12 protein-coding genes are annotated in these 18,691 nt (G+C 69.7%); 3 read left to right on the top strand and 9 right to left on the bottom strand.

Annotated elements, in window-relative coordinates:
* Positions 1–80 precede the first annotated feature (80 nt).
* The gene (locus ACFWWR_RS20435) at positions 81–506 is read right to left on the bottom strand and encodes a hypothetical protein (RefSeq protein WP_383872080.1); all 426 of its coding nucleotides are present in this window, start codon (positions 504–506) and stop codon (positions 81–83) included.
* 136 nt (positions 507–642) lie between these two features.
* Here ACFWWR_RS20435 and ACFWWR_RS20430 point away from each other — a divergent pair, with 136 nt between their 5' ends.
* The 3 genes from ACFWWR_RS20430 (at position 643) to ACFWWR_RS20420 (ending at position 3,962) form a co-directional block, all read left to right on the top strand.
* The gene (locus ACFWWR_RS20430; RefSeq protein WP_384304600.1) at positions 643–1,167 is read left to right on the top strand and encodes a tetratricopeptide repeat protein; all 525 of its coding nucleotides are present in this window, start codon (positions 643–645) and stop codon (positions 1,165–1,167) included.
* A 50-nt stretch (positions 1,168–1,217) separates the two neighbouring features.
* Complete coding sequence (locus tag ACFWWR_RS20425; RefSeq protein WP_383872074.1) at positions 1,218–3,161, top strand: hypothetical protein; 1,944 nt, start codon at positions 1,218–1,220, stop codon at positions 3,159–3,161.
* Between the two features lie 111 nt (positions 3,162–3,272).
* Positions 3,273–3,962 (top strand): TetR/AcrR family transcriptional regulator, encoded by a 690-nt coding sequence (locus ACFWWR_RS20420; protein ID WP_383872072.1) that lies wholly within the window; start codon positions 3,273–3,275, stop codon positions 3,960–3,962.
* Positions 3,963–3,968: 6 nt separating this feature from the next.
* Here ACFWWR_RS20420 and ACFWWR_RS20415 read toward each other — a convergent pair whose 3' ends face one another.
* The 8 genes from ACFWWR_RS20415 to ACFWWR_RS20380 form a co-directional block, all read right to left on the bottom strand.
* A complete protein-coding gene (locus ACFWWR_RS20415; RefSeq protein WP_383872070.1) occupies positions 3,969–4,319 on the bottom strand; it encodes a 5-carboxymethyl-2-hydroxymuconate Delta-isomerase in 351 nt (116 codons plus the stop codon).
* A gap of 33 nt (positions 4,320–4,352) precedes the next feature.
* The gene (locus ACFWWR_RS20410; RefSeq protein WP_383872067.1) at positions 4,353–5,975 is read right to left on the bottom strand and encodes a SpoIIE family protein phosphatase; all 1,623 of its coding nucleotides are present in this window, start codon (positions 5,973–5,975) and stop codon (positions 4,353–4,355) included.
* An 82-nt stretch (positions 5,976–6,057) separates the two neighbouring features.
* The gene (gene pulA, locus ACFWWR_RS20405) at positions 6,058–11,451 is read right to left on the bottom strand and encodes a pullulanase-type alpha-1,6-glucosidase (RefSeq protein ID WP_384304598.1); all 5,394 of its coding nucleotides are present in this window, start codon (positions 11,449–11,451) and stop codon (positions 6,058–6,060) included.
* Positions 11,452–11,579: 128 nt separating this feature from the next.
* The gene (locus ACFWWR_RS20400) at positions 11,580–12,962 is read right to left on the bottom strand and encodes an alpha-amylase family protein (RefSeq protein WP_383872062.1); all 1,383 of its coding nucleotides are present in this window, start codon (positions 12,960–12,962) and stop codon (positions 11,580–11,582) included.
* A 131-nt stretch (positions 12,963–13,093) separates the two neighbouring features.
* The gene (locus tag ACFWWR_RS20395; protein ID WP_384304595.1) at positions 13,094–14,839 is read right to left on the bottom strand and encodes a glycoside hydrolase family 13 protein; all 1,746 of its coding nucleotides are present in this window, start codon (positions 14,837–14,839) and stop codon (positions 13,094–13,096) included.
* Positions 14,840–15,081: 242 nt separating this feature from the next.
* Positions 15,082–15,993, bottom strand: coding sequence for a sugar ABC transporter permease (locus ACFWWR_RS20390; RefSeq protein ID WP_383872057.1), 912 nt, complete (start codon positions 15,991–15,993; stop codon positions 15,082–15,084).
* Positions 15,994–16,006: 13 nt separating this feature from the next.
* The gene (locus ACFWWR_RS20385) at positions 16,007–17,011 is read right to left on the bottom strand and encodes a carbohydrate ABC transporter permease (RefSeq protein WP_383872054.1); all 1,005 of its coding nucleotides are present in this window, start codon (positions 17,009–17,011) and stop codon (positions 16,007–16,009) included.
* Positions 17,012–17,144: 133 nt separating this feature from the next.
* A complete protein-coding gene (locus tag ACFWWR_RS20380) occupies positions 17,145–18,413 on the bottom strand; it encodes an extracellular solute-binding protein (RefSeq protein WP_384304593.1) in 1,269 nt (422 codons plus the stop codon).
* Positions 18,414–18,691: the final 278 nt, after the last annotated feature.

Below are 18,691 nucleotides of genomic sequence, written 5' to 3'. Positions count from 1 at the left end.
GCAATCCGGCACTGACCAAACAGGAAGCCGGCGGTGGGATCTCCCACCGCCGGCTTTCGGCTGCCCCCGAACCCGCGCGGTCAGCTGGTGTGACTGTTGTGACTGCCACCGGGGTTCATGTGCGCGGACCCCTCCTCCATGGTCCCGCCGAGCCGGCCGCGCAGCGCCGCGACGGTCTTCTCCTCGCCGACAGCGACCCACTTGCGTCCGACGAGGTAGTAGCCGCCGTAGTCCTTCGCCCCGGTCAGCCACTCAGCCTGACCGCGGTCGGTGGAGAACGTGGCGAGGACGAACTTGCCGTCGGGGTTCTTGCAGATGGCCTGGCGGATCGTGTCCGCGTCCGTCTGCATGTTCGGATCGCACTTCGCCTCGGCGGCCAGGTGCTCCAGGCTGCCGGTCGCCGTCTCCGGCACCGCGGCCGCCTTCTCGCCGCCGGATCCGCAGCCCGTCAGCGCAAGCACCAGCGCCGCGCCGGTCAGCGCGAGCTTCGGTCGGGTCACCCTCATCTGTTCCTCCGGTCGCATGCATCAGACCATGCCTCAGCCGGCCCCGGCGAGGGGCCCGTCCCCTTCGATACGGCTCGGGAGCACGCAGCGCTCAAATCGAGTGCCCCTAGCGGCACACCCGTGCGAAAGTGTCCCGGTGAACCAGGACTGGGAAGATCGCGTGACCGCCGCGTGGGCCACCTTCGACGACTACGCGGAAGAGACCGCATCGATCAGCAGCTCCGCTGCGGACGCCGACTTCCGCGCGGTGATCGACGCCCTCGTCGCCGAGCTCCCGGCGGACAGCCCGCTCGGCCCCTTCGAGCAGGCCTGCGCCTGGGACTCCACAGGTCACTCGGACAAGGCCGTTCCGCTGTACCTGGAGGCGCTCGCGCGCGGTCTCGACGGCTACAAGGGGCGGCGCGCCAAGATCCAGCTGTCCAGTTCCCTGCGGAACACCGGGCGGGCGGAGGAGGCCGTCAAGCTGCTGACGCCCGAACTGGACGGCCCCTCTGACGAGCTGGACGACGCGGTACGCGCGACGCTCGCCCTGTGTCTGTCGAGTCTCGGCCGTGACCGCGAGGGCCTCTCCCTCGTCCTGGGCGCCCTCGCACCCCATCTGCCGCGTTACCAGCGGTCGATGGCGAACTACGCGCGGGCCCTGGTCCATCCGGAGGATTGAGTCACCCGGGGTGCCGGTGACCAACCACCGATTCGCTCGTTCTGCTGAACGTGCAGTCACAGGATGTCGCCCCGCGCCCCGCACCCGGCTCCGGCTCCGCCGCCGCTTCCTCGTCGTCCGACCCGCTCGTCGACGTCGAGCAGGCCGAGGCAGCGCTCGTCGAGCACTACCCCCGGCTCGTCCGCCTCGCCTATCTGGTGCTGCCGCCGGGCCTCGGCCGCAACCGGCGTGTCCTGACCGCGCACGCACTCACCCAGCGCGCCCTGCCCCGGGGGCGGACACCCGCGCCGGTGATCTCCGACCGGTCGGCGGGCCGGGAGGGCGACCCCGGCTACGCCTTCGTCCGGCTCCAGGTGCTGCGTACGGCCCTGGAGGCGGGTCTGCCGCTGACGCTCAGGGCGTGGCCCAAGCGTTCGCAGCTGCCGCCGCTGCTTCCCCAGGTGTGGGGCCTGCGCCTCTTCCCGCGCTCGGGCGGCGCCGACGAACTCGCCCTGGACCAACGGCTGTCCGCCCTGTCCGGACCGGCCCGCGCCGCGTACGTGCTGCGCGGCCTGGAGAAGCTCCCGGACGGCGCCGTACGCGAGGTGCTGACGGCCGCGGGCGTCGACGAGGTGGACAGCGCGCTGAGCGAGGCCGACGAGGTCGCCGCGCAGTACGCGCTGCTCGACTCCCCCGAGTTCGACCCCTGTTCGCTGCAGGCGCGGCCCACCGACCTGATGCGGCGCCGCCGGCACACGAAGGCCGCGCTCGCCGCCGTGGCGGCCGTCGCCGTGTGCGGGGCGCTGCTCGGCCTGCCCGGCGACGGCTGGGCCCCCGACGGCGCCGCGGCCCCGCCGTACTCGCAGAATGCGGCGGCCCAGGCGGCCCTCGACCCTGCCCGGTTGACCAAGGTCGCGGCCACCGCGTGGCGGTCCGCCGCGCGCACCGACTTCTCCGTGTGGCCCGCCCGCGGCGACCTCACCGACGACAAGGCGCTGTTGCGTCGCGCTCTCGCCGTCTGGGCCCGCCCCGGCGAGAGCGTCCAGCTCTCCGCCACCCCGGGCACCCCGTCGGGCGGCCCGGCCGGCCCGCCGCAACTGCTGTACGCCGGGAACGTCGACAACGCGCGCGTGGTGATCCTCCACGACGGTCTGCGCATCGCCCGGTACGCCGAGCCGAAGGACACCACGAAGGGCGCCGCCCTCGACTTCGCGCGGGTCGACGGCGCGACCCGTGCCGAGGCGAACGCGGTGGTGCTGGGCCGGGCCGACGGCAACGTCCGCTATCTGACCGCCCCTTGGGTGAAGAAGGCCGCCGGGCGCGACCTGCGGAAGCCGGGCGCCCGTGCGATGAAGCTGACGGTGACCGACGGCGTCACCTCGCCGCTGGTCGGCTCCGCCCAGCAGACCGGCGCGTGCACCTCGTGGAACGTGCTCCAGCTGACGGACGGCTCCCGTACCCGCCTGTCGACCGACCTCGGCGAACTGGTCCCGGCCCGCCTCACCACCGGGCGTCCGGGCTCGACACACGACGCGTCCGGCGCGGCGGCGCTGCGCACCTGGGCACCCTTCGCCTGCTCCCTGGGCGCCGTGCGCTCACAGGGCGTGCGGTCCGTGAATGCCTGGGCGTACGCCACCCAGCCGCTGCCCGACGCGAGCGGCTCGGCCTCGTGGGTGTGCACCCGCGCCGAGACCTGGCGGGGCGGCGGCACACGCGTACTGGCGCAGTTCCGCACGCCGGGCGGACCGTACGGGGCGGTGGCGGCGAAGGCCGAGAACGTACCGGCCTGCGGCCCGCGCGACCCCCATGTGCTGGCCGGGGTGCTGTGGAAGTCGGAGGCGGGCTCCTGGTACCTGCTGGCGGCGGGCAGCCGTGACACCGCGTCGATCACGACGACGGGCGGCGTCCGCGGGTCCGCCCAGGACAACCTGCTGGCCGTGAGGACGAAGCAGGGGTCCCAGGCCGGCCTGACGGGGAAGCTGGACAGCGGACGGTCGATCGGCGCTCTGCGCTAGCGGAGACCCACGCGCTGCACCTGCTCGAAGTGATCGTTTTGTGGCGGATATGTGAACACCGCTGGCCCGTCCGGTCCGTTCGGGGCCGGATCCGATCGGTAAGGTGTTCGTATGACTATCGGGGTACGCCGCAGAATGGGTGTCGAGGAGCGGCGGCAGCAGTTGATCGGCGTCGCCCTCGAACTGTTCAGCCGTCGTTCGCCCGACGAGGTCTCCATCGACGAGATAGCGGCGGCCGCCGGCATCTCGCGCCCGCTGGTCTACCACTACTTCCCCGGCAAACTCAGCCTGTACGAGGCGGCGTTGAAGCGTGCGTCGGAGGATCTGGCGAGCCGGTTCGTCGAACCGCGGGATGGTCCGCTGGGGGCCCGGCTGCTGCGGGTGATGCGCCGGTTCTTCGACTTCGTCGACGATCACGGGCCGGGTTTCTCGGCGTTGATGCGCGGCGGCCCGGCCGTCGGCTCGTCGGCGACGAACGCGCTCATCGACTCCGTGCGGCAGGCCGCGTATGACCAGATCGTTTCGCATCTGCGGGTGGAGAACCCACCCGCGCGACTGGAGCTGGTCATCCGCTCCTGGATCTCGCTCGCCGAGTCGACCGCGCTGATCTGGCTGGACGGCCGGCGCATCCCGCGCGGCGAGCTGGAGGTGCAGCTCGTGCACGACTTCGCCGCGCTGGCCGCCGTGAGCGCCGCATACGACGAGGAGATGGCCGCGCTGATGCGGCACATGTTCCGGGACGAGCCGGCCGACGGGCCGTTCACCGACCTGGCCACCCGGCTGACCACACTGGCCTCCTGAGTCCCCCTAGCGTTCCAGCTTGCGGTACGAGGGGTCCAGGTCGCGGACCTCGGCGGTGGCGTGCAGGGCGAAGCCGTCGTCCTTCACATGCTTGTGCAGCAGTGCCACGACGGTCTCGGTCAGTCGCGCCTTGGTCTCGTCGGTGCGTCCGGCGAGCAGGCCGATCGTGACGTGGACGACCGCGTGCCCCTCCTCGAAGCCGACCAGCGTGTACTCGCTGCGACGGAACTGCGTCTTGCACGCCTCCGGCTTCGCCGCGGCGATCTCGACCGTCGCCGAGTGCAGCGCCTCGGCGAAACCGGTCCGGTCGAAGGCGGGCGCCATCACGGCGGAGTAGTCGACGGTGATCTGCGGCATGGGCACTCCTGTTCTAGGGCGACAGGAGTCACCTTAGTTCTTCAGTTGCAGCGCCAGCATGGCGATGTCGTCCTCACGGTCGTGGCCGAAGCAGGCCAGGAGCGTGTCGCACAGGGCGTCCAGGCCGGGCAGGGCGCCAGTGGCCGCAGCGCGGAGGTGCTCCATCGACACCGCCAGGTCCGTGCCCCGGGTCTCGATCAGGCCGTCGGTGACCATGAGGAGCCGGTCGGTGGGTTCGAGGAACAGCTCGGTGGGAGCCGGGTGGGGCAGGCCCAGGCCGAGCAGCGGACCGGCGGCCTTGGTGTAGTCGGCGCTGCCGGTGTTCCGGATGATCAGCGGCGGGATGTGCCCCGCGTTGGCGATGCGGGTGCGCCCGGTGGCGGGGTCGATCAGGGCCAGGCACACGGTGGTCGTGACGTCGTCGTGGTAGTGCTGGAGCATCCGGTCCAGCCGCTCGGCGAGGACGGCCGGGTCGCTCTCGTCGACGCAGTAGGCGCGCAGCGCGTGCCGGATCTCGACCATGACCGTCGCCGCCTCCAGCGAGTGCCCGACGACGTCGCCCACCGCGGTGAGCACGCCCTCGCGGGTGCGCAGCGCGGCGTAGAAGTCGCCGCCGATCTCGGTCTCCCGGGACGCGGGCACGTAGCGGACCACGACGTCGATGCCCGGCAGCTCCGGCAGCCGGTGCGGCTGGGGCAGGAAGCTGTGCTGGAGGGTGAGGGCGACGTGCCGCTCGACCTGGTACATCAGCAGCGGCTCGGCGGCGAGCGCGGTGGCCTGGGCGAGCCGGGCCACGAGGGCTTCGGTGTCCGGGTCCACCGGGCGCATCCCGCGGGTGGGAGTGGCCAGGCATACCGCGGAGTTGCCGTCCTGGGTGAGGATCAGCACCAGGCGGGCGTCGTGCTGCACGCCGGGCCGGAAGAACCCGGCGGGCCACAGCGGCGCGGACACCGTGGTGATCTGCACTCCGGCCTGCCCGCGAGTGAGCCGCCGGAGCAGCCCGGCCACGGTCCGGTCGGCGCCCGCGTCCGGCAGCGCGATCGAGGTGCGGTCCCGGGAGATGCCGCGCAGCAGCACGTCGTCCGGGCCGAGGACGAAGACGGCGGCGGGAGTGCCGGTGAGCCGCGCGGTGCCCTCGGCGGCCGCGTCGGCGAGTTCCTGCAGGGAGCGCGCCGCCTGGACGGTGACGATGGTCTCCGACAGCAGCGTCAGCCGCCGTGCCAGCGCCTGGTAGTCGGCCCGCAGCCGTGCCGTACGCACCGCGGCCCGGACCACGGCGTCGATCTCCGCGGGCTCGGCGGGCACCGTCAGATACGCCTCGCCGCCCGCGTCCAGCCCCTGGCAGCGGTCGCCCGGGTCCACGGCGGAGGCCGAGAAGTGCACGACGGGCAGGCCGGCCATCTGCGGCCGGTCCTTGATCCGGCGGCACAGTTCGAAGCCGCTCATGTCCGGCAGGTGCACGTCGACGAGGGCGACGTCCGGAAGGGTTCCCTTGCGCATGCGTACGTCGAGTTCCACGAGCGCCTCGGAGCCGGAGGCGACCGGGACGACCCGATGCCCGGCGCGGCGCAGCATGGCGCCCATGGCGTACCGGCTGGCCGCCACGTCGTCCACGACCAGCACCGTCGTGTCTGTCCGCTTGCCGTTGACATCCATCTGCCAGTCCCAGTCCGGTCCTTGGACACACAGGTGGGACGGACCCGGGAATCGGGTCCGCCCCACCAAGGTAATGCCCTTGTCAGGAGGCCGGGGAGAATACCGCCACAGTCCGCCCAGGAACGGTGAAGGTGCCCGATACCTGCGCGTAGGCCGAAGTCTTGACGATAGGGTCCGCGCCCGACGCCTGCACCGGGTGCAGCCGGTGACCGCTTCCGGCAAGCGCGTCGATCCGCTGCTCCTGGGTGTCGGGCGTCGCGTTGAACACGACGACCAGGTCACCGAGCATCATGGTGATCACGCCCGGTGTCTCGTCCTTCCCGGACAGCGGGAAGGAGAGCCTCGACTGCACCTGGCCGGCCGTGGCGAGGGAGAAGTCCTTCTCCGTCGTACGGATCTTCAGCAGATCCCGGTACGCCGCCGAGGCGCCCTCGATCTGCGGGCAGCCGACGCCGACCGCGCCCAACAGGGGCTTGGCGTACGGCCACTTGGAGGCGTTGTCGGCGGCCATCGGCAGTCCGCGCCCGAAGCCGTTGCCGTCCCGGCAGTCCCAGTGGACGGCGTTGAACCAGTCGCCGCTGTCGTAGGAGTTGCGGTCCAGGGACTTGGAGCGCAGCAGGTCGGTGCCCGCCTGGGAGAGGGCGGGGCCCTGCGAGAGGGTGGCCGTCGCCATGGCGAGGACCTGCATCCGGGCGCGGTCGGACGCGGACGTACCCGCCGGCAGCTTGAAGGCGAGCGCGTCGAAGAGCGTCTCGTTGTCGTGCGCGTCGGCGTACGCGAGGGCGTCGCCGGGCGCGTCCGCGTAGCCGGCGGGGGCGCCGTTGTAGTCGACCTCGGCCCCGGTGACCTTCTTGCCGTCGGTGCCGGTGAAGGCGAACGTCTGGAGGTTGCCGGAGAGCCCCACCTTGATCAGGTCCTGGTAGTGCAGGAGGCGGGCCTTCTGCTCGGCCGAAGTGCCGTTTTTCTTGGAGGAGTTGGGGTCGGTGTACAGGCCGGACCCGAAGCCCTGGACGCCGGGGTCCTCGTCGAAGGGGCCGCCGCCGCGTACGGCGTCACGCGCCCGGTCGGAGAAGGTGGCGACGCCGGTTCCGGCCATGTTCTGCTGCGTGGCCTGCACGAAGCGGGCGTCGTCGGCGACCTCGCCGAAGTTCCAGCCCTCGCCGTACAGGATGATCTTCTTGCCGTCGACGCCGTCCTTGGCCGGGGTCAGCGCGTCGAGGGCCTTGCGCACCGCCAGGATGTTGGCCTTCGGGTGGTGACCCATGAGGTCGAAGCGGAAGCCGTCGACCTTGTACTCCTTGGCCCAGGTGACGATCGAGTCGACGACCAGCTTGCCCATCATGGCGTTCTCGGTGGCCGTGTTGGCGCAGCACGTGCTGCTCGCGACGGAGCCGTCGGCGAGCAGCCGCTGGTAGTAGCCGGGCACGATCCGGTCGAGGACGCTGGTGTCCGCCTGGCCACTGGCGGCCGTGTGGTTGTAGACGACGTCCATGACGACCCGGAGACCGTCCTCGTTCAGCGCCTTGACCATCTCGCGGAACTCGACGGTACGGGCGGTGCCGTCGGCGTCCGTCGCGTACGAGCCCTCGGGGACCGTGTAGTGGTAGGGGTCGTAGCCCCAGTTGTAGGCGTCCTTCGCGGCGACCGCGGAGACGCATTCCTGCTGCTTGTCCGAGTCGGCCGGGTAGGAGGCCAGGTCGCAGCCGACGGACGCCTGGTCGGACTTCTTCTCTGGGATGGTGGCGATGTCGAACGCCGGGAGGAGATGGACGTACGACGTCCCGGCCTTCGCCAGCTCGCGCAGGTGCCGCGAGCCGTCGCTGTCCTTGTCGGTGAAGGCGAGGTAGGTGCCGGGGTGGTCGGCCGTGTTGTCCGCCACCGAGAAGTCGCGGATGTGCAGTTCCTGGATCTGGGCGTCCTTGAGAGCGACGGCCTTGGGCTTGGCCAGCGAGGACCAGCCCTCGGGGGCGAGGGATGTGTCGTCGAGGTCGACGAGCAGACTGCGCCGGGAGTCGGTGGTCAGGGCGAGGGAGTAGGGGTCGGTGACCTTGTTGGTGACGACCTTGCGGACACTGGGCGCCCAGACCGTCACGACATACCGGTAGGGCTTGTTCTTCCAGGACTTGGGGCCGGTGACGGACCAGACGCCGGTGCCGGCGTTCCGCTTCATGGCGACGGTGGAGCCGTCCAGTTCCAAGGCGATCTTCTGCGCGGTCGGTGCCCAGACGGCCAGCGTGGGACGGCCGTCGTGGAACGTCGGACCGAGCTCCGCCTTCGTCGCCGCGGGGTACAGGTCGTCGAGCACGCCGGCGGTCTGGACGCCCGTCGCGGCCAGTACGGCGCCGTTCGCCGCACGCTGGGAGGCGACGACCTGGCCGCGGAGGGACTCGCGCACCCGGTCACGGTCGCGGGGGTCGACGGACCAGGCGGTGTAGTCCTTCAGGTGCGGGAACTCGGCCTTCTGGGCGTCGGTGAGGGCGCTCCTGGAGAGGCGGAGCCACTTGGCCTCCCCCGTCAGGGTGCCGTTGTCGACGGAGATCGAGCCGTCGCGGGAGTACAGCAGCTGTGTGGAGGCGGCCGCCTCGGAGCCGTTCCAGGCGACCGTGTTCCGGTCGATCCAGATCGCCTTGGAGGTGGTCGGGTCGAGCGCGGCGGCGGAGCCGGCCGGCTGCGGGAGCAGGTACTTCTCCTGGCCGTTCAGCAGCCACACCTCGTGGCCGTTCGCCGTGAGGTCCAGGGACTGGTCGGTGGGCAGGTCCTTCTCGTCGCCCTTGTGGATGATGTAGCTGAGGCTGGTGGCACCCTCGGTGAGCGGTACCTCGAAGACCGCGCCGTAGCTGTCGGTCTTCACCGGCTTCAGGGGGTTGGACCAGTCGGTGGGGTTCGCGGCGCCCGTCCAGACGTGCAGGCCCCAGCCGTCGTGGTTCCCGTCGGCGCGGTGGTAGTGCAGCACGGCCTTCGACCTGTCCTGGGCCGGGTAGTCGGGCCGTTGCGTCTGTACGGCCTCCTTGCCCTGCTCGATCCAGATCTCGCCGGTCTTGGTGACGTCGATGGTGCGGTCGGCGGAGACGTCCTTGGTGCCGTCCTTGTCGATGACGAGGAAGCCGACGTTCGAGGCGCCGGGCTTCAGCTTGACGTAGGCGAAGGCGCCGTACGCGTCCCGGCCGACGAACGGGTGGCTGTCGGGCCAGTCGGTCGACTCGCCGTCGGCGAGGTCGCCCCAGGCGTACAGGCCCCAGTCGTCGTAGTCGCCGTCGGTGCGCTTGTAGTGGACGACCGCGTGGTCGCGCGAGGAGGCGGAGGGGACCTCCTTGGCGGGCGGGGTGCCGGTGACGCTGTCGGCGCCGGCGCTCGCCGTGCGGCCGGCCGAGTCGATGACCACCGCCTTGTAGCGCAGGACGGTTCCGGCCGGTACGGCCTTGGCGATGGTCTGGGTGACCTTGTAGGGGGCGTGGTCGGCGGAGCCGAGGGTCTGCCACTTTCCGTTGCCGACCTGGGCGGCGAAGACCACCCGGTTGAGCTGACCGCCGTCCACGTCGGCACTCAGCTCGACGGTGCCGGTGGCGCCGGTGGCCGGGGCCTCGAGGGTGATCGTGGGCTTGGTGGCGGGCTTGGCGGGCTTGCCGGCCGCCTTGAGGACGATCGCCGAGCCGGCCGGGACGGTCACGGTGAGCTTCTTGCCGGCGTCGGAGGTCGCCGGTGCGGAAGTCCCGTAGATCCCCGTGTACGCCATGTCCGGCGAGCCGGTCGCGAAGGTCGCCGTCTTCGCCTCGCCCGCGTTGTTGAAGGCGACGACGTACTCGGTGCCCGTCCTGGTGTCGGTGCGGGTGAAGGCGTAGACACCGGAACCGTCGGCCGCGTAGCGCTCGATCTGGACGCCGTCCGTCAGCGCCGGGTTGGCCTTGCGGAGCGCGGCGAGTTCGGCGATCCGGCGGTACAGCGGCGCGCTGGTGTCGTAGGCGTCGCTCGCGTGGGTGCGGTCGGTGCCGATCTCGTCGTCGTCGAGGTAGTCGGCGGTCCGGGACGCGAACATCGTCTGGCGGGCGTCCTTGTCGCCGCCGGCGCCGGTGAAGCCCTGCTCGTCGCCGTAGTAGACGACGGGGTTGCCGCGGCTGAGGAACATCAGCTCGTTGGCGAGCCGGTCCTTGGCGAGAAGCTCGGCGTCCGTCGCCTTCGGGTTGTCCTGGTTCAGGAAGTGCCCGACGCGGCCCATGTCGTGGTTGCCGAGGAAGGTGACCTGCTCGTACGCGTTGGCCTTGTCGGTCGTGTACTTGTAGTCGTCGGCGAAGACCGACGCGAGCTTTCGCGCGCTGCCGCCCTGGGAGGCGTACTGGCGGGCCGCCTCCTGGAAGGGGAAGTCGAGCGTGGCGTCGAGGCGGCCCTGGGTGACGTACGGCGACGTGATCGACGTGTCGGCGGAGTACACCTCGCCGAACATGAAGAAGTCGTCCCGGCCCTGCTTGGCCGCGTAGGCGTCCAGGGCAGTCGCCCACTGGGTCCAGAACTCCATGTTGACGTGCTTGACGGTGTCGATCCGGAAGCCGTCGATGTCGAAGTCCCGCACCCAGCGCCGGTAGATCTTCTCCATCCCGCTGACGACCTCGGGACGCTCGGTCCACAGGTCGTCGAGGCCGGAGAAGTCGCCGTACGTGGTCGACTCGCCGGCGTAGGTCGAGTCGCCGCGGTTGTGGTACATCGTCGGGTCGTCGAGCCAGGAGGGCACCTTCTTGGCGGCGGACACGACGGGCGTGCGCGGGAACGAGTCGGTGTCGACCGAGGGGAAGTCCTCGGTGCCGTCCGCGTGGTCCACGTCGTCGAAGGGTTCGCCGTCCTTGGTCAGGTACGGGAACGCGCCCTTGGAGAGGTAGTCGTAGGACTTCTCCTCGTAGTCGACGACGTCGGCGGTGTGGTTGGTGATGACGTCGAAGAAGACCTTCATGCCCTTGGCGTGGGCCTTGGAGATGAGGGTCTCCAGGTCCTTGTTGGTGCCGAAGTGCGGGTCGACCTGGGTGAAGTCGGTGATCCAGTAGCCGTGGTAGCCGGCCGAGGCGTCGGCGCCCTCGCCCTGCACGGGCCGGTTCTTGAAGATGGGGGCCATCCAGATGGCGGTGGTGCCGAGGCCCTTGATGTAGTCGAGCCTCTTGGCCAGGCCCTTGAGGTCGCCGCCCTGGTAGAAGCCCTTGTCGGTGGGGTCGTAGCCGGTGCTCAGGCGCGAACCGGTCAGGCCGCCCCGGTCGTTGCCGGTGTCGCCGTTGGCGAAGCGGTCCGGCAGGACGAAGTAGAACTGCTCACGGGTGGCGTCGTGCCGGGCGGGCTCGGCGGCGAGCCTCGCGTCGGACGGCGGTGGGGGCGGGGTGTCCGCTCGGGCGGCCAGGGGCTGGACGAGCGCTGCGGCCAACGCGGTCACGGTGACCGCAGCGACCCGGCCGGCATGGGCAGTACGGCGCCTCGGCGGCGCCGACCATCTCGGTATCACGGACTGGACTCCTTGCGATGACGGCTTACTTGGGTCCGACCCCGCGCGACCGTATCGCCGAAGAAAGGCTTACAGCAAGAGTCCTGAAACCTCTGGAAAGAACTTTCAGCAGCGGGAGTCGGTCCGGGTCAGCAGCTCGACTTACCCGCGTAGATCGCCAGAGCCGTGCCGGCGCCCAGCGTCGCGGTGAACTGACCGCTCGAACTCACCGTCACCGTCGTGTTGTTCTGCACGTCGCAGTACGTCCCCGCGGGCAGTGAGGTCTGGTAGGTGCGGCTCAGGCTGCCCGACTCGTGGTTGATGGCGACATAGCCCTTGGCGCCCCGGCCGAAGGCGATGGCGTCGGCGCCGTTGTCCCACCAGTTGCCCACGGACTCGCCGCGCACGGCGTTGCGGAAGGCGACCATCGACTTGATCTCCGGCCAGGCGTGCTGGCACTTCCAGCCGTTCTGCCAACAGGCGCCGACCGAACCGCCGTCGGGCGGACCGGCGTCCGTGTCGGACCACTCGTAGCCGGAGTTGATGTCCGGGGCGCCGTAGGGGTGGGCGAGCATGAAGACGTTGGCCAGTGTGTAGGTGGCGCCGTCCTTGTAGTTCAGGGTGCTGCCGTTGCGCTCGGTGTCGTGGTTGTCGACGAAGACGCCGGAGACCGAGCTGTTCAGGTAGCCCCAACCCTCGCCGTAGTTCTTCAGGTAGGCGAGGTTCTCGTTGTTGAATACGCGCTTGAGGTCGTAGGCGTAGCGGAACTCCTGGACGTCGCCGTTGCCGGTGTACTCGGTCGGCTGGACCGCCTCCCCGCTGCCGTGGATGACTTCCTGCTTCCAGTACACGGACGTGTTCGTCAGCCGGGATTTGATGTTCGCCAGGTCGGCCGCCGGGATGTGCTTGGCCGCGTCGATGCGGAAGCCGTCGACGCCGTGGGCGAGCAGGGAGTTCAGGTAGCCGGCGATCGCCGAGCGGACGTACTCCTCCCCCGTGTCCAGGTCGGCGAGGCCGACGAGTTCACAGTTCTGGACGTTGGCGCGGTTGGTGTAGTCGGTGATCCTGGCCGTGCAGTCGTCGAAGTCGTACGAGGAGTACAGGCCGGGGTAGGTGTACTTCGTGTACGACGAACCGCCGGTGCCGGTGCCGCTGCCCGCGGACATGTGGTTGACCACGGCGTCGACGACGACCTTCACTCCGGCCCCATGACACGTGTCGACCATGCTCTTGAAGGCGGTGGCGTCACCGAGCCGGCCGGCGATCCGGTAGCTGACCGGCTGGTACGACGTCCACCACTGCGAGCCCTGTATGTGCTCGGCGGGCGGGGAGACCTGGACGTAGCCGTACCCGGCCGGGCCGAGCCGGTTGGTGCACTCCTTGGCGACCGAGGCGAAGTTCCACTCGAAGAGGACGGCGGTGACGTCCTTGGTGCCGGGTGGCGCCGCCTGCGCGGTGCCGGCGGGGGCGACGACGGCGGCTGCGGCGGCCGCCACGAGAGCGCATGCTCCGGCTAGAGCTCTTCTGGCCATGTGGGGTTCCTTCTCCGTTGAAGGTTCTTGCTGAAAGCTTGCAAAGCCGTGCGGTGCCGCAGATCGTAGAGGCCCGCCTCCCGAAGCGGAAGGCGGACCTCTGAAATTCCGGAAACTTCTTGCGGGGACGGTCAGTTGGCCGTCCACCACACCGTCGTGTCCGCCGGCAGCTTCGCCTCGCCGTCCGTCTCGGCGATCTCGCCACTGGCGAGGAGCAGACGGCCGTACGCCGGGATGGTCACCGACCCGGTGCCGGTGTTGGCGACGCACACGAACTCGCCGCGCCGGAAGGCGAGGACGCCTTCGGGTGCCTTCAGCCACTCCACACAGTCGCCCGCGCCGAGGTCGGGCTGTTCACGGCGGACGGCGATCGCGGAGCGGTAGAGCTCCAGGGTGGAGCCGGGGACACCGGTCTGGGACTCGACGCTCAGCTCGCCCCAGCCCTCGGGCTGTGGGAGCAAGCTGCCGCCCGCGCCGAAGCCGTACGACGATCCCTCACGCGTCCACGGGATCGGCACCCGGCAGCCGTCACGGAAGCCGTCCTGGCCCGCGCCCCGGAAGTAGGCGGGGTCCTGGCGCACCTCGTCGGCCAGGTCGACGACGTCCGGGAGGCCGAGTTCCTCGCCCTGGTAGACGTACGCCGATCCGGGCAGCGCCAGCATGAGGAGGGTCGCGGCCCTCGCCCGGCGCAGACCGAGTTCACGGTCGCCCGCCGTGCGGATCTGGGTGCCGAGGCCGGGCGGGTTGGCGAAGCGGGTGGCGTGGCGGGTGACGTCGTGGTTGGAGAGGACCCAGGTGGCGGGGGCGCCCACCGGGCGCATCGCCTCCAGGGTGCGGTCGATGACCGCGCGCAGCTCGCCCGCGTCCCACTCCGTGCTCAGGTACTGGAAGTTGAAGGCCTGGTGCAGCTCGTCCGGGCGGACGTAGTTCGCGGTGCGCTCGATGGTCGGCGTCCAGGCCTCGGCGACGAAGATCCGCCCGCCCGTCTCCCGCCCCCGCCCTTCCGAGGAAGGCCCTTCGGGCCCATTCTCATTTCCCGCGTACTCGTCGAGAATCGTGCGCCACTGGCGGTAGATGGCGTGCACGCCGTCCTGGTCGAAGAACGGCATGACATCGTTGCCCAGCAGCTTGAGCTGACCGTGGGATCCGAGGTCGGGCAGGCCCTCCGCCTTCACCAGGCCGTGCGCCACGTCGATGCGGAAGCCGTCGACGCCCATGTCGAGCCAGAAGCGGAGGATGGAGCGGAACTCGTCGCCGACGGCCGGGTGTTCCCAGTTGAAGTCGGGCTGCTCGGGGGCGAAGAGGTGCAGGTACCACTCACCGGGGGTGCCGTCCGGTTCGGTGATGCGTGTCCACGCCGGGCCGCCGAAGATCGACTCCCAGTCGTTCGGCGGGAGCTCGCCGTCGTCGCCCTTGCCGGGCCGGAAGTGGTAGCGGTCCCGCAGCGGCGAGCCCGGGCCTTCCGCCACCGCCCGCTTGAACCACTCGTGCTGGTCGGAGGAGTGGTTGGGAACCAGGTCGACGATGATCCGCAGGCCCAGCTCGCGGGCGTCGCGGATCAGGGCGTCGGCGTCGAGGAGGTTGCCGAACATGGGGTCCACGGCCCGGTAGTCGGCGACGTCGTAACCGGCGTCGGCCTGCGGGGAGGCGTAGAAGGGGCTGAGCCACACGGCGTCCACGCCGAGGTCGCGCAGGTACGGCAGGCGGGTGCGGATGCCCTCCAGGTCGCCCATGCCGTCGCCGTTGCTGTCGGCGAAGCTGCGCGGATAGACCTGGTAGATCACCGCGTCGCGCCACCAGTCGCGGCGCTTGACGACGGTGGCGACAGCCGCTTCAGAAAAGGGGGTCGGGGCCGGGTCGGCGGAGTGCTGGCTCATGGCGTCCTTGATGCGGTGGGGGTCCCCCCGCTCGAGCGCGTTCGAGAGTGGGGGAGGTTACGGGTCACGGGTTCTGTCAGGAGGCTCTGCTGATTGTGGCGCGCGCAGGTTTTGCGCGGTTTACGGACGGCCCGGAGTTCGTCGGGTCCCGGATGTGAGGCGGCCGCGGTGCCTGCGGGGTCGGATGGACACCGCGGCCGCCACCCGCGCGCCCAGGCGCGCGGGAGTCGAGACGGAAGGGGCTAGCCCTTCGTGCCGCCCGCGGTCAGGCCGGTCACCAGGTTCTTCTGCACGAAGTAGAAGAACGCGGAGACGGGTATGGCAATCAGCACCGCGGTGGCGGCCATGAGATTGCGCTGCGCGTCGTGCTCGCTGACGAAGGTCTGCAGACCGACGGCGAAGGTGTATTTCGTGTCGGACAGCATGAACGTCGCGGCGAACGCGACCTCGCCGAAGGCGGTGAGGAAGCTGTAGAAGGCGGCGACCGCCAGGCCCGGCTTGGCGAGCGGAAGGATCAGTCGCGCGAACGTGCCGAAGGGGGTCAGCCCGTCGACCCGTCCCGCCTCGTCGATCTCGAACGGGATGGTGTCGAAGTAGCCCTTCATCAACCATGCGCAGTACGGGACCGTGGTCGTGCAGTACACCAGGATGAGACCAAGGTAGCTGTCGATGAGCTGCAGTTCCGAAAGGATCTGGTACATCGGCACCATGAGTACGGCCACCGGGAACATCTGCGTGACCAGCAGCACCCACATGAACTTCCGGTAACCCGGGAAACGCATGCGCGAGACCGCGTAGCCGGTGGTGGCGGAGATGACGACACCTATGAGCGTGGTGCCCAGGGTGACGATCATCGTGGTCTGCAGCCAGTCGAAGAACTTCGTCTCCTGAAGCACGAACGTGTAGTTGTCGAACGTCATCTTGCCCCAGATGCGCCCGGGATGCAGGTAGTCGTCCTTGTCGGGGCCGAGGGACAGGAACACCAGCCAGGCGACCGGGAAGAGCGCGATCAGGCTCGCGACGATCAGGATGCCGTGGGAGACGAGGCGGGCGGCGGGGGTGCTCTCGCCGCGCCTGGTCCCCTTCCGCGGCGAGGTGGCCATGGAGTCCTTCTTCTTCGCCGGGGCGGAGGTCTCGACGGTGGTCGTACTCATGGTGACTCCTGCCTCAGATCGCGAGCTGCTGGTCATTGCGGTTCAGCCAGCGGCGGTAGAAGGAGGTGAAGACGATCAGGATGGCCAGCAGCAGGATGCCGTAGGCCGCCGACTGCGCGAAGTCGCGCGGCTGCTGTCCGAAGCCGAGGTACCAGGCCCAGGTGACGAGGATCTGGGCGTCGGGGGCGGTGTTGCCGAACAGCAGGAAGATGATCGCGAACTGGTTGAAGGTCCAGATGATGCCGAGCAGTACGACGGTGGAGCTGACGGACCGCAGGCCCGGCAGGGTGACGTACTTGAAGCGCTGCCAGGCGTTGGCGCCGTCCATCTCGGAGGCCTCGTACAGCGAGGTGTCGATGGACTGCAGGCCGCCGAGCAGCGACAGCATCATGAAGGGCACCCCGCACCAGGTGTTGACCATGATCGCGGAGAACCGCTGCCAGAAGGTGTCCTCCAGCCACAGCGGTGTCGGCAGGTGGAGCGTGTCCAGGAAGGAGTTGATGATGCCGCCGTCGGCGAGCATGAACCGCCAGCCGAAGACGGTCACGAAGGTCGGCACGGCCCACGGCAGGATCAGGACCAGCCGGTAGAAGGTGCGGCCGCGCAGCTTCTGGTTGAGCAGCAGGGCGAGGCCGAGGCCGATCGTGTAGTGCAGGGTGACGCAGAGCGCGGTCCAGACGATCGTCCAGATGAAGTGCGACCAGAAGCGGTCGTAGGCCGTGTCGCCCCACAGGATGTCGGCGTAGTTGTCGAGGCCGATGAACTTGTACGTGGCATCGATGTGGTTGACGCCGATCGTGCGGGCGGTGTTGAGGCTGTTGGCGTCGGTGAGCGTGAGATAGAGGCCGTACGCCAGGGGGTACAGCACGAGGACGCCGAGGACCACCACCACCGGGGCGATCATCGCGTACGCGTACCAGTGCTTCTGGTAGCCGTGCCTCAGGCGCCGGCCCAGCCCGGACTTCGGCTCGCGGTCACCGCGGCGCCTGCCGGTCGCGCGGTCGATGGCGACTGTCATTGGATCGACACCTTCTTCGACACCTTCTTCGACACCTTCTCAACGATCTTCGGCTGCCTGCACGGCCTGGGCACAGGCCGGTGGCCGCCGGATCCCTCCCCCGGTTCGCGGGGGATCCGGCGGCCACTCGGGGTCACTTGCTGAAGTCCGGGACCAGCTTGGCGATCGCGGTCTCCGCGTTGCCGAGGCCCTTGTCGAGGGACTCCTTGCCCCCGGCGACCTGCGGCAGCTCGGTGTCCAGCGGGCCCCACAGGGAGCTGTACTCGGGCAGCGCCGGGCGCGGCTGGGCGGCGGGCAGGACGCCCTGGAAGCCGGCGATGCCCGGGTCGGCCTTGACCTCAGCGGTGTAGGCGTCGTCGCGGGTCGGCAGGGTGGAGTTCTTCAGCGCGATGCTCGCCTGGGACTTCGGGGAGGTCATGAAGTTGACGAACTTCAGGGCCGCCTTCTGGTGGGCGGAGTCCGAGCCGGCGTACACGGAGAGGTTGTGGCCGCCGGTCGGGGCGCCCGCCTTGCCGGTGGAGCCGGCCGGGACGGTGGCGATGCCGAGGTTGTTCTTGTCCTTGAAGGCGGTGCCCTTGTAGAAGTTGGTGATCTCCCACGGGCCCTGGATGATCGCGGCGACCTTGCCGCTGACGAACGCCTCCTGGATGTGGGCGTAGGCGTCGGCGGTGGTGTCGGCCTTGTGCAGGCCCTTGCCGTCGAACAGGCTCAGCCAGGTGCCGTAGCCCTTCTTGGCGGGTGCCGAGTTGACGGTGACCTTCTTGGCGGCGGCGTCGACCGTGTCGGTGCCCTCGCCGTAGAGGAACGTCTGCGCGTAGTAGGCCTGGGTGGAGCCCCAGTAGCCGTCGACGCCGGTCTTGTCCTTGATCGTGGCGGCGGCCTTCTTCAGGTCGTCCCAGGTCTTCGGGGCCTCGACACCGGCCTTCTCGAAGAGCTCCTTGTTGTAGACCAGCGCGAGGGTGTCGGTGACCAGCGGCACGCCGTAGGTCTTGCCGTCGTACTTGGCCTGCTCGATCAGATTGGGCTGGAACTTGCTCTCGTCCGCGAGGGCCTCGGTGCCGTCCAGCGGCAGGAAGTAGCCCTTCTTCGCGAAGGCGGGGGTCCAGCCGACCTCGGAGCGCAGGATGTCCGGGGCGCCCTTGGAACCGGCGGCGGTGTCGAACTTGTTCTGCGCCTGGTCGAAGGGCACGTTGACGTACTTGACCTTGACGTCCTTGTTGGCGGCCTCGAACTCCTTGATCAAGGCCTGGTACGTCGGCGCCTCATTGGTGGCGTTGGAGGTGTCCCACCAGGTGATGGTGACCGGACCGTCGCCCGAGTCGCCGCCGTCACTTCCGCCGCAGGCCGTCGCCGCGAGGGCGAAAGACGCCATCAACGCGGTGGCCGCTATGCCACGCCGCATGAGTTCTCCTTGAGGGTGAAAGCCCGTGTGCTCACAGAAGACGGCCCCGTCTGCCGCCCCTGTCGACTGCCGACCGCTCCGTTGCCGCCGCCGGGCGACGTGAACGTAACAGCGATGTAAGCGCCGCCGAAAGAGCTTGCAGCAAAAAAGTGCAAGACGTGTCGAGAGTTATGCTGCCGTAACCTCGTGTCGACCGCCGCGAGACCCTGAGAACCGGGTTTTGCCGCTGTCCAGCAGGTATGGGGAGAGTTGTGCAAGACTCTGCAAGCTCTTGCCAC

This window comes from Streptomyces sp. NPDC058678 (assembly GCF_042714835.1).
Taxonomy (GTDB): domain Bacteria; phylum Actinomycetota; class Actinomycetes; order Streptomycetales; family Streptomycetaceae; genus Streptomyces.
Note: the sequence above shows the minus strand (reverse complement) of the source record. Positions and strands in the feature narration are given on the sequence as shown.

Bases quoted from the DNA above. Each gene is read 5' to 3' on its own strand.
- ACFWWR_RS20435 (WP_383872080.1), bottom strand. From the start codon at position 506: ATGAGGGTGACCCGACCGAAGCTCGCGCTGACCGGCGCGGCGCTGGTG.
- ACFWWR_RS20420 (WP_383872072.1), top strand. From the start codon at position 3,273: ATGACTATCGGGGTACGCCGCAGAATGGGTGTCGAGGAGCGGCGGCAG.
- ACFWWR_RS20415 (WP_383872070.1), bottom strand. From the start codon at position 4,319: ATGCCGCAGATCACCGTCGACTACTCCGCCGTGATGGCGCCCGCCTTC.
- ACFWWR_RS20410 (WP_383872067.1), bottom strand. From the start codon at position 5,975: ATGGATGTCAACGGCAAGCGGACAGACACGACGGTGCTGGTCGTGGAC.
- ACFWWR_RS20400 (WP_383872062.1), bottom strand. From the start codon at position 12,962: ATGGCCAGAAGAGCTCTAGCCGGAGCATGCGCTCTCGTGGCGGCCGCC.
- ACFWWR_RS20395 (WP_384304595.1), bottom strand. From the start codon at position 14,839: ATGAGCCAGCACTCCGCCGACCCGGCCCCGACCCCCTTTTCTGAAGCG.
- ACFWWR_RS20390 (WP_383872057.1), bottom strand. From the start codon at position 15,993: ATGAGTACGACCACCGTCGAGACCTCCGCCCCGGCGAAGAAGAAGGAC.
- ACFWWR_RS20385 (WP_383872054.1), bottom strand. From the start codon at position 17,011: ATGACAGTCGCCATCGACCGCGCGACCGGCAGGCGCCGCGGTGACCGC.
- ACFWWR_RS20380 (WP_384304593.1), bottom strand. From the start codon at position 18,413: ATGCGGCGTGGCATAGCGGCCACCGCGTTGATGGCGTCTTTCGCCCTC.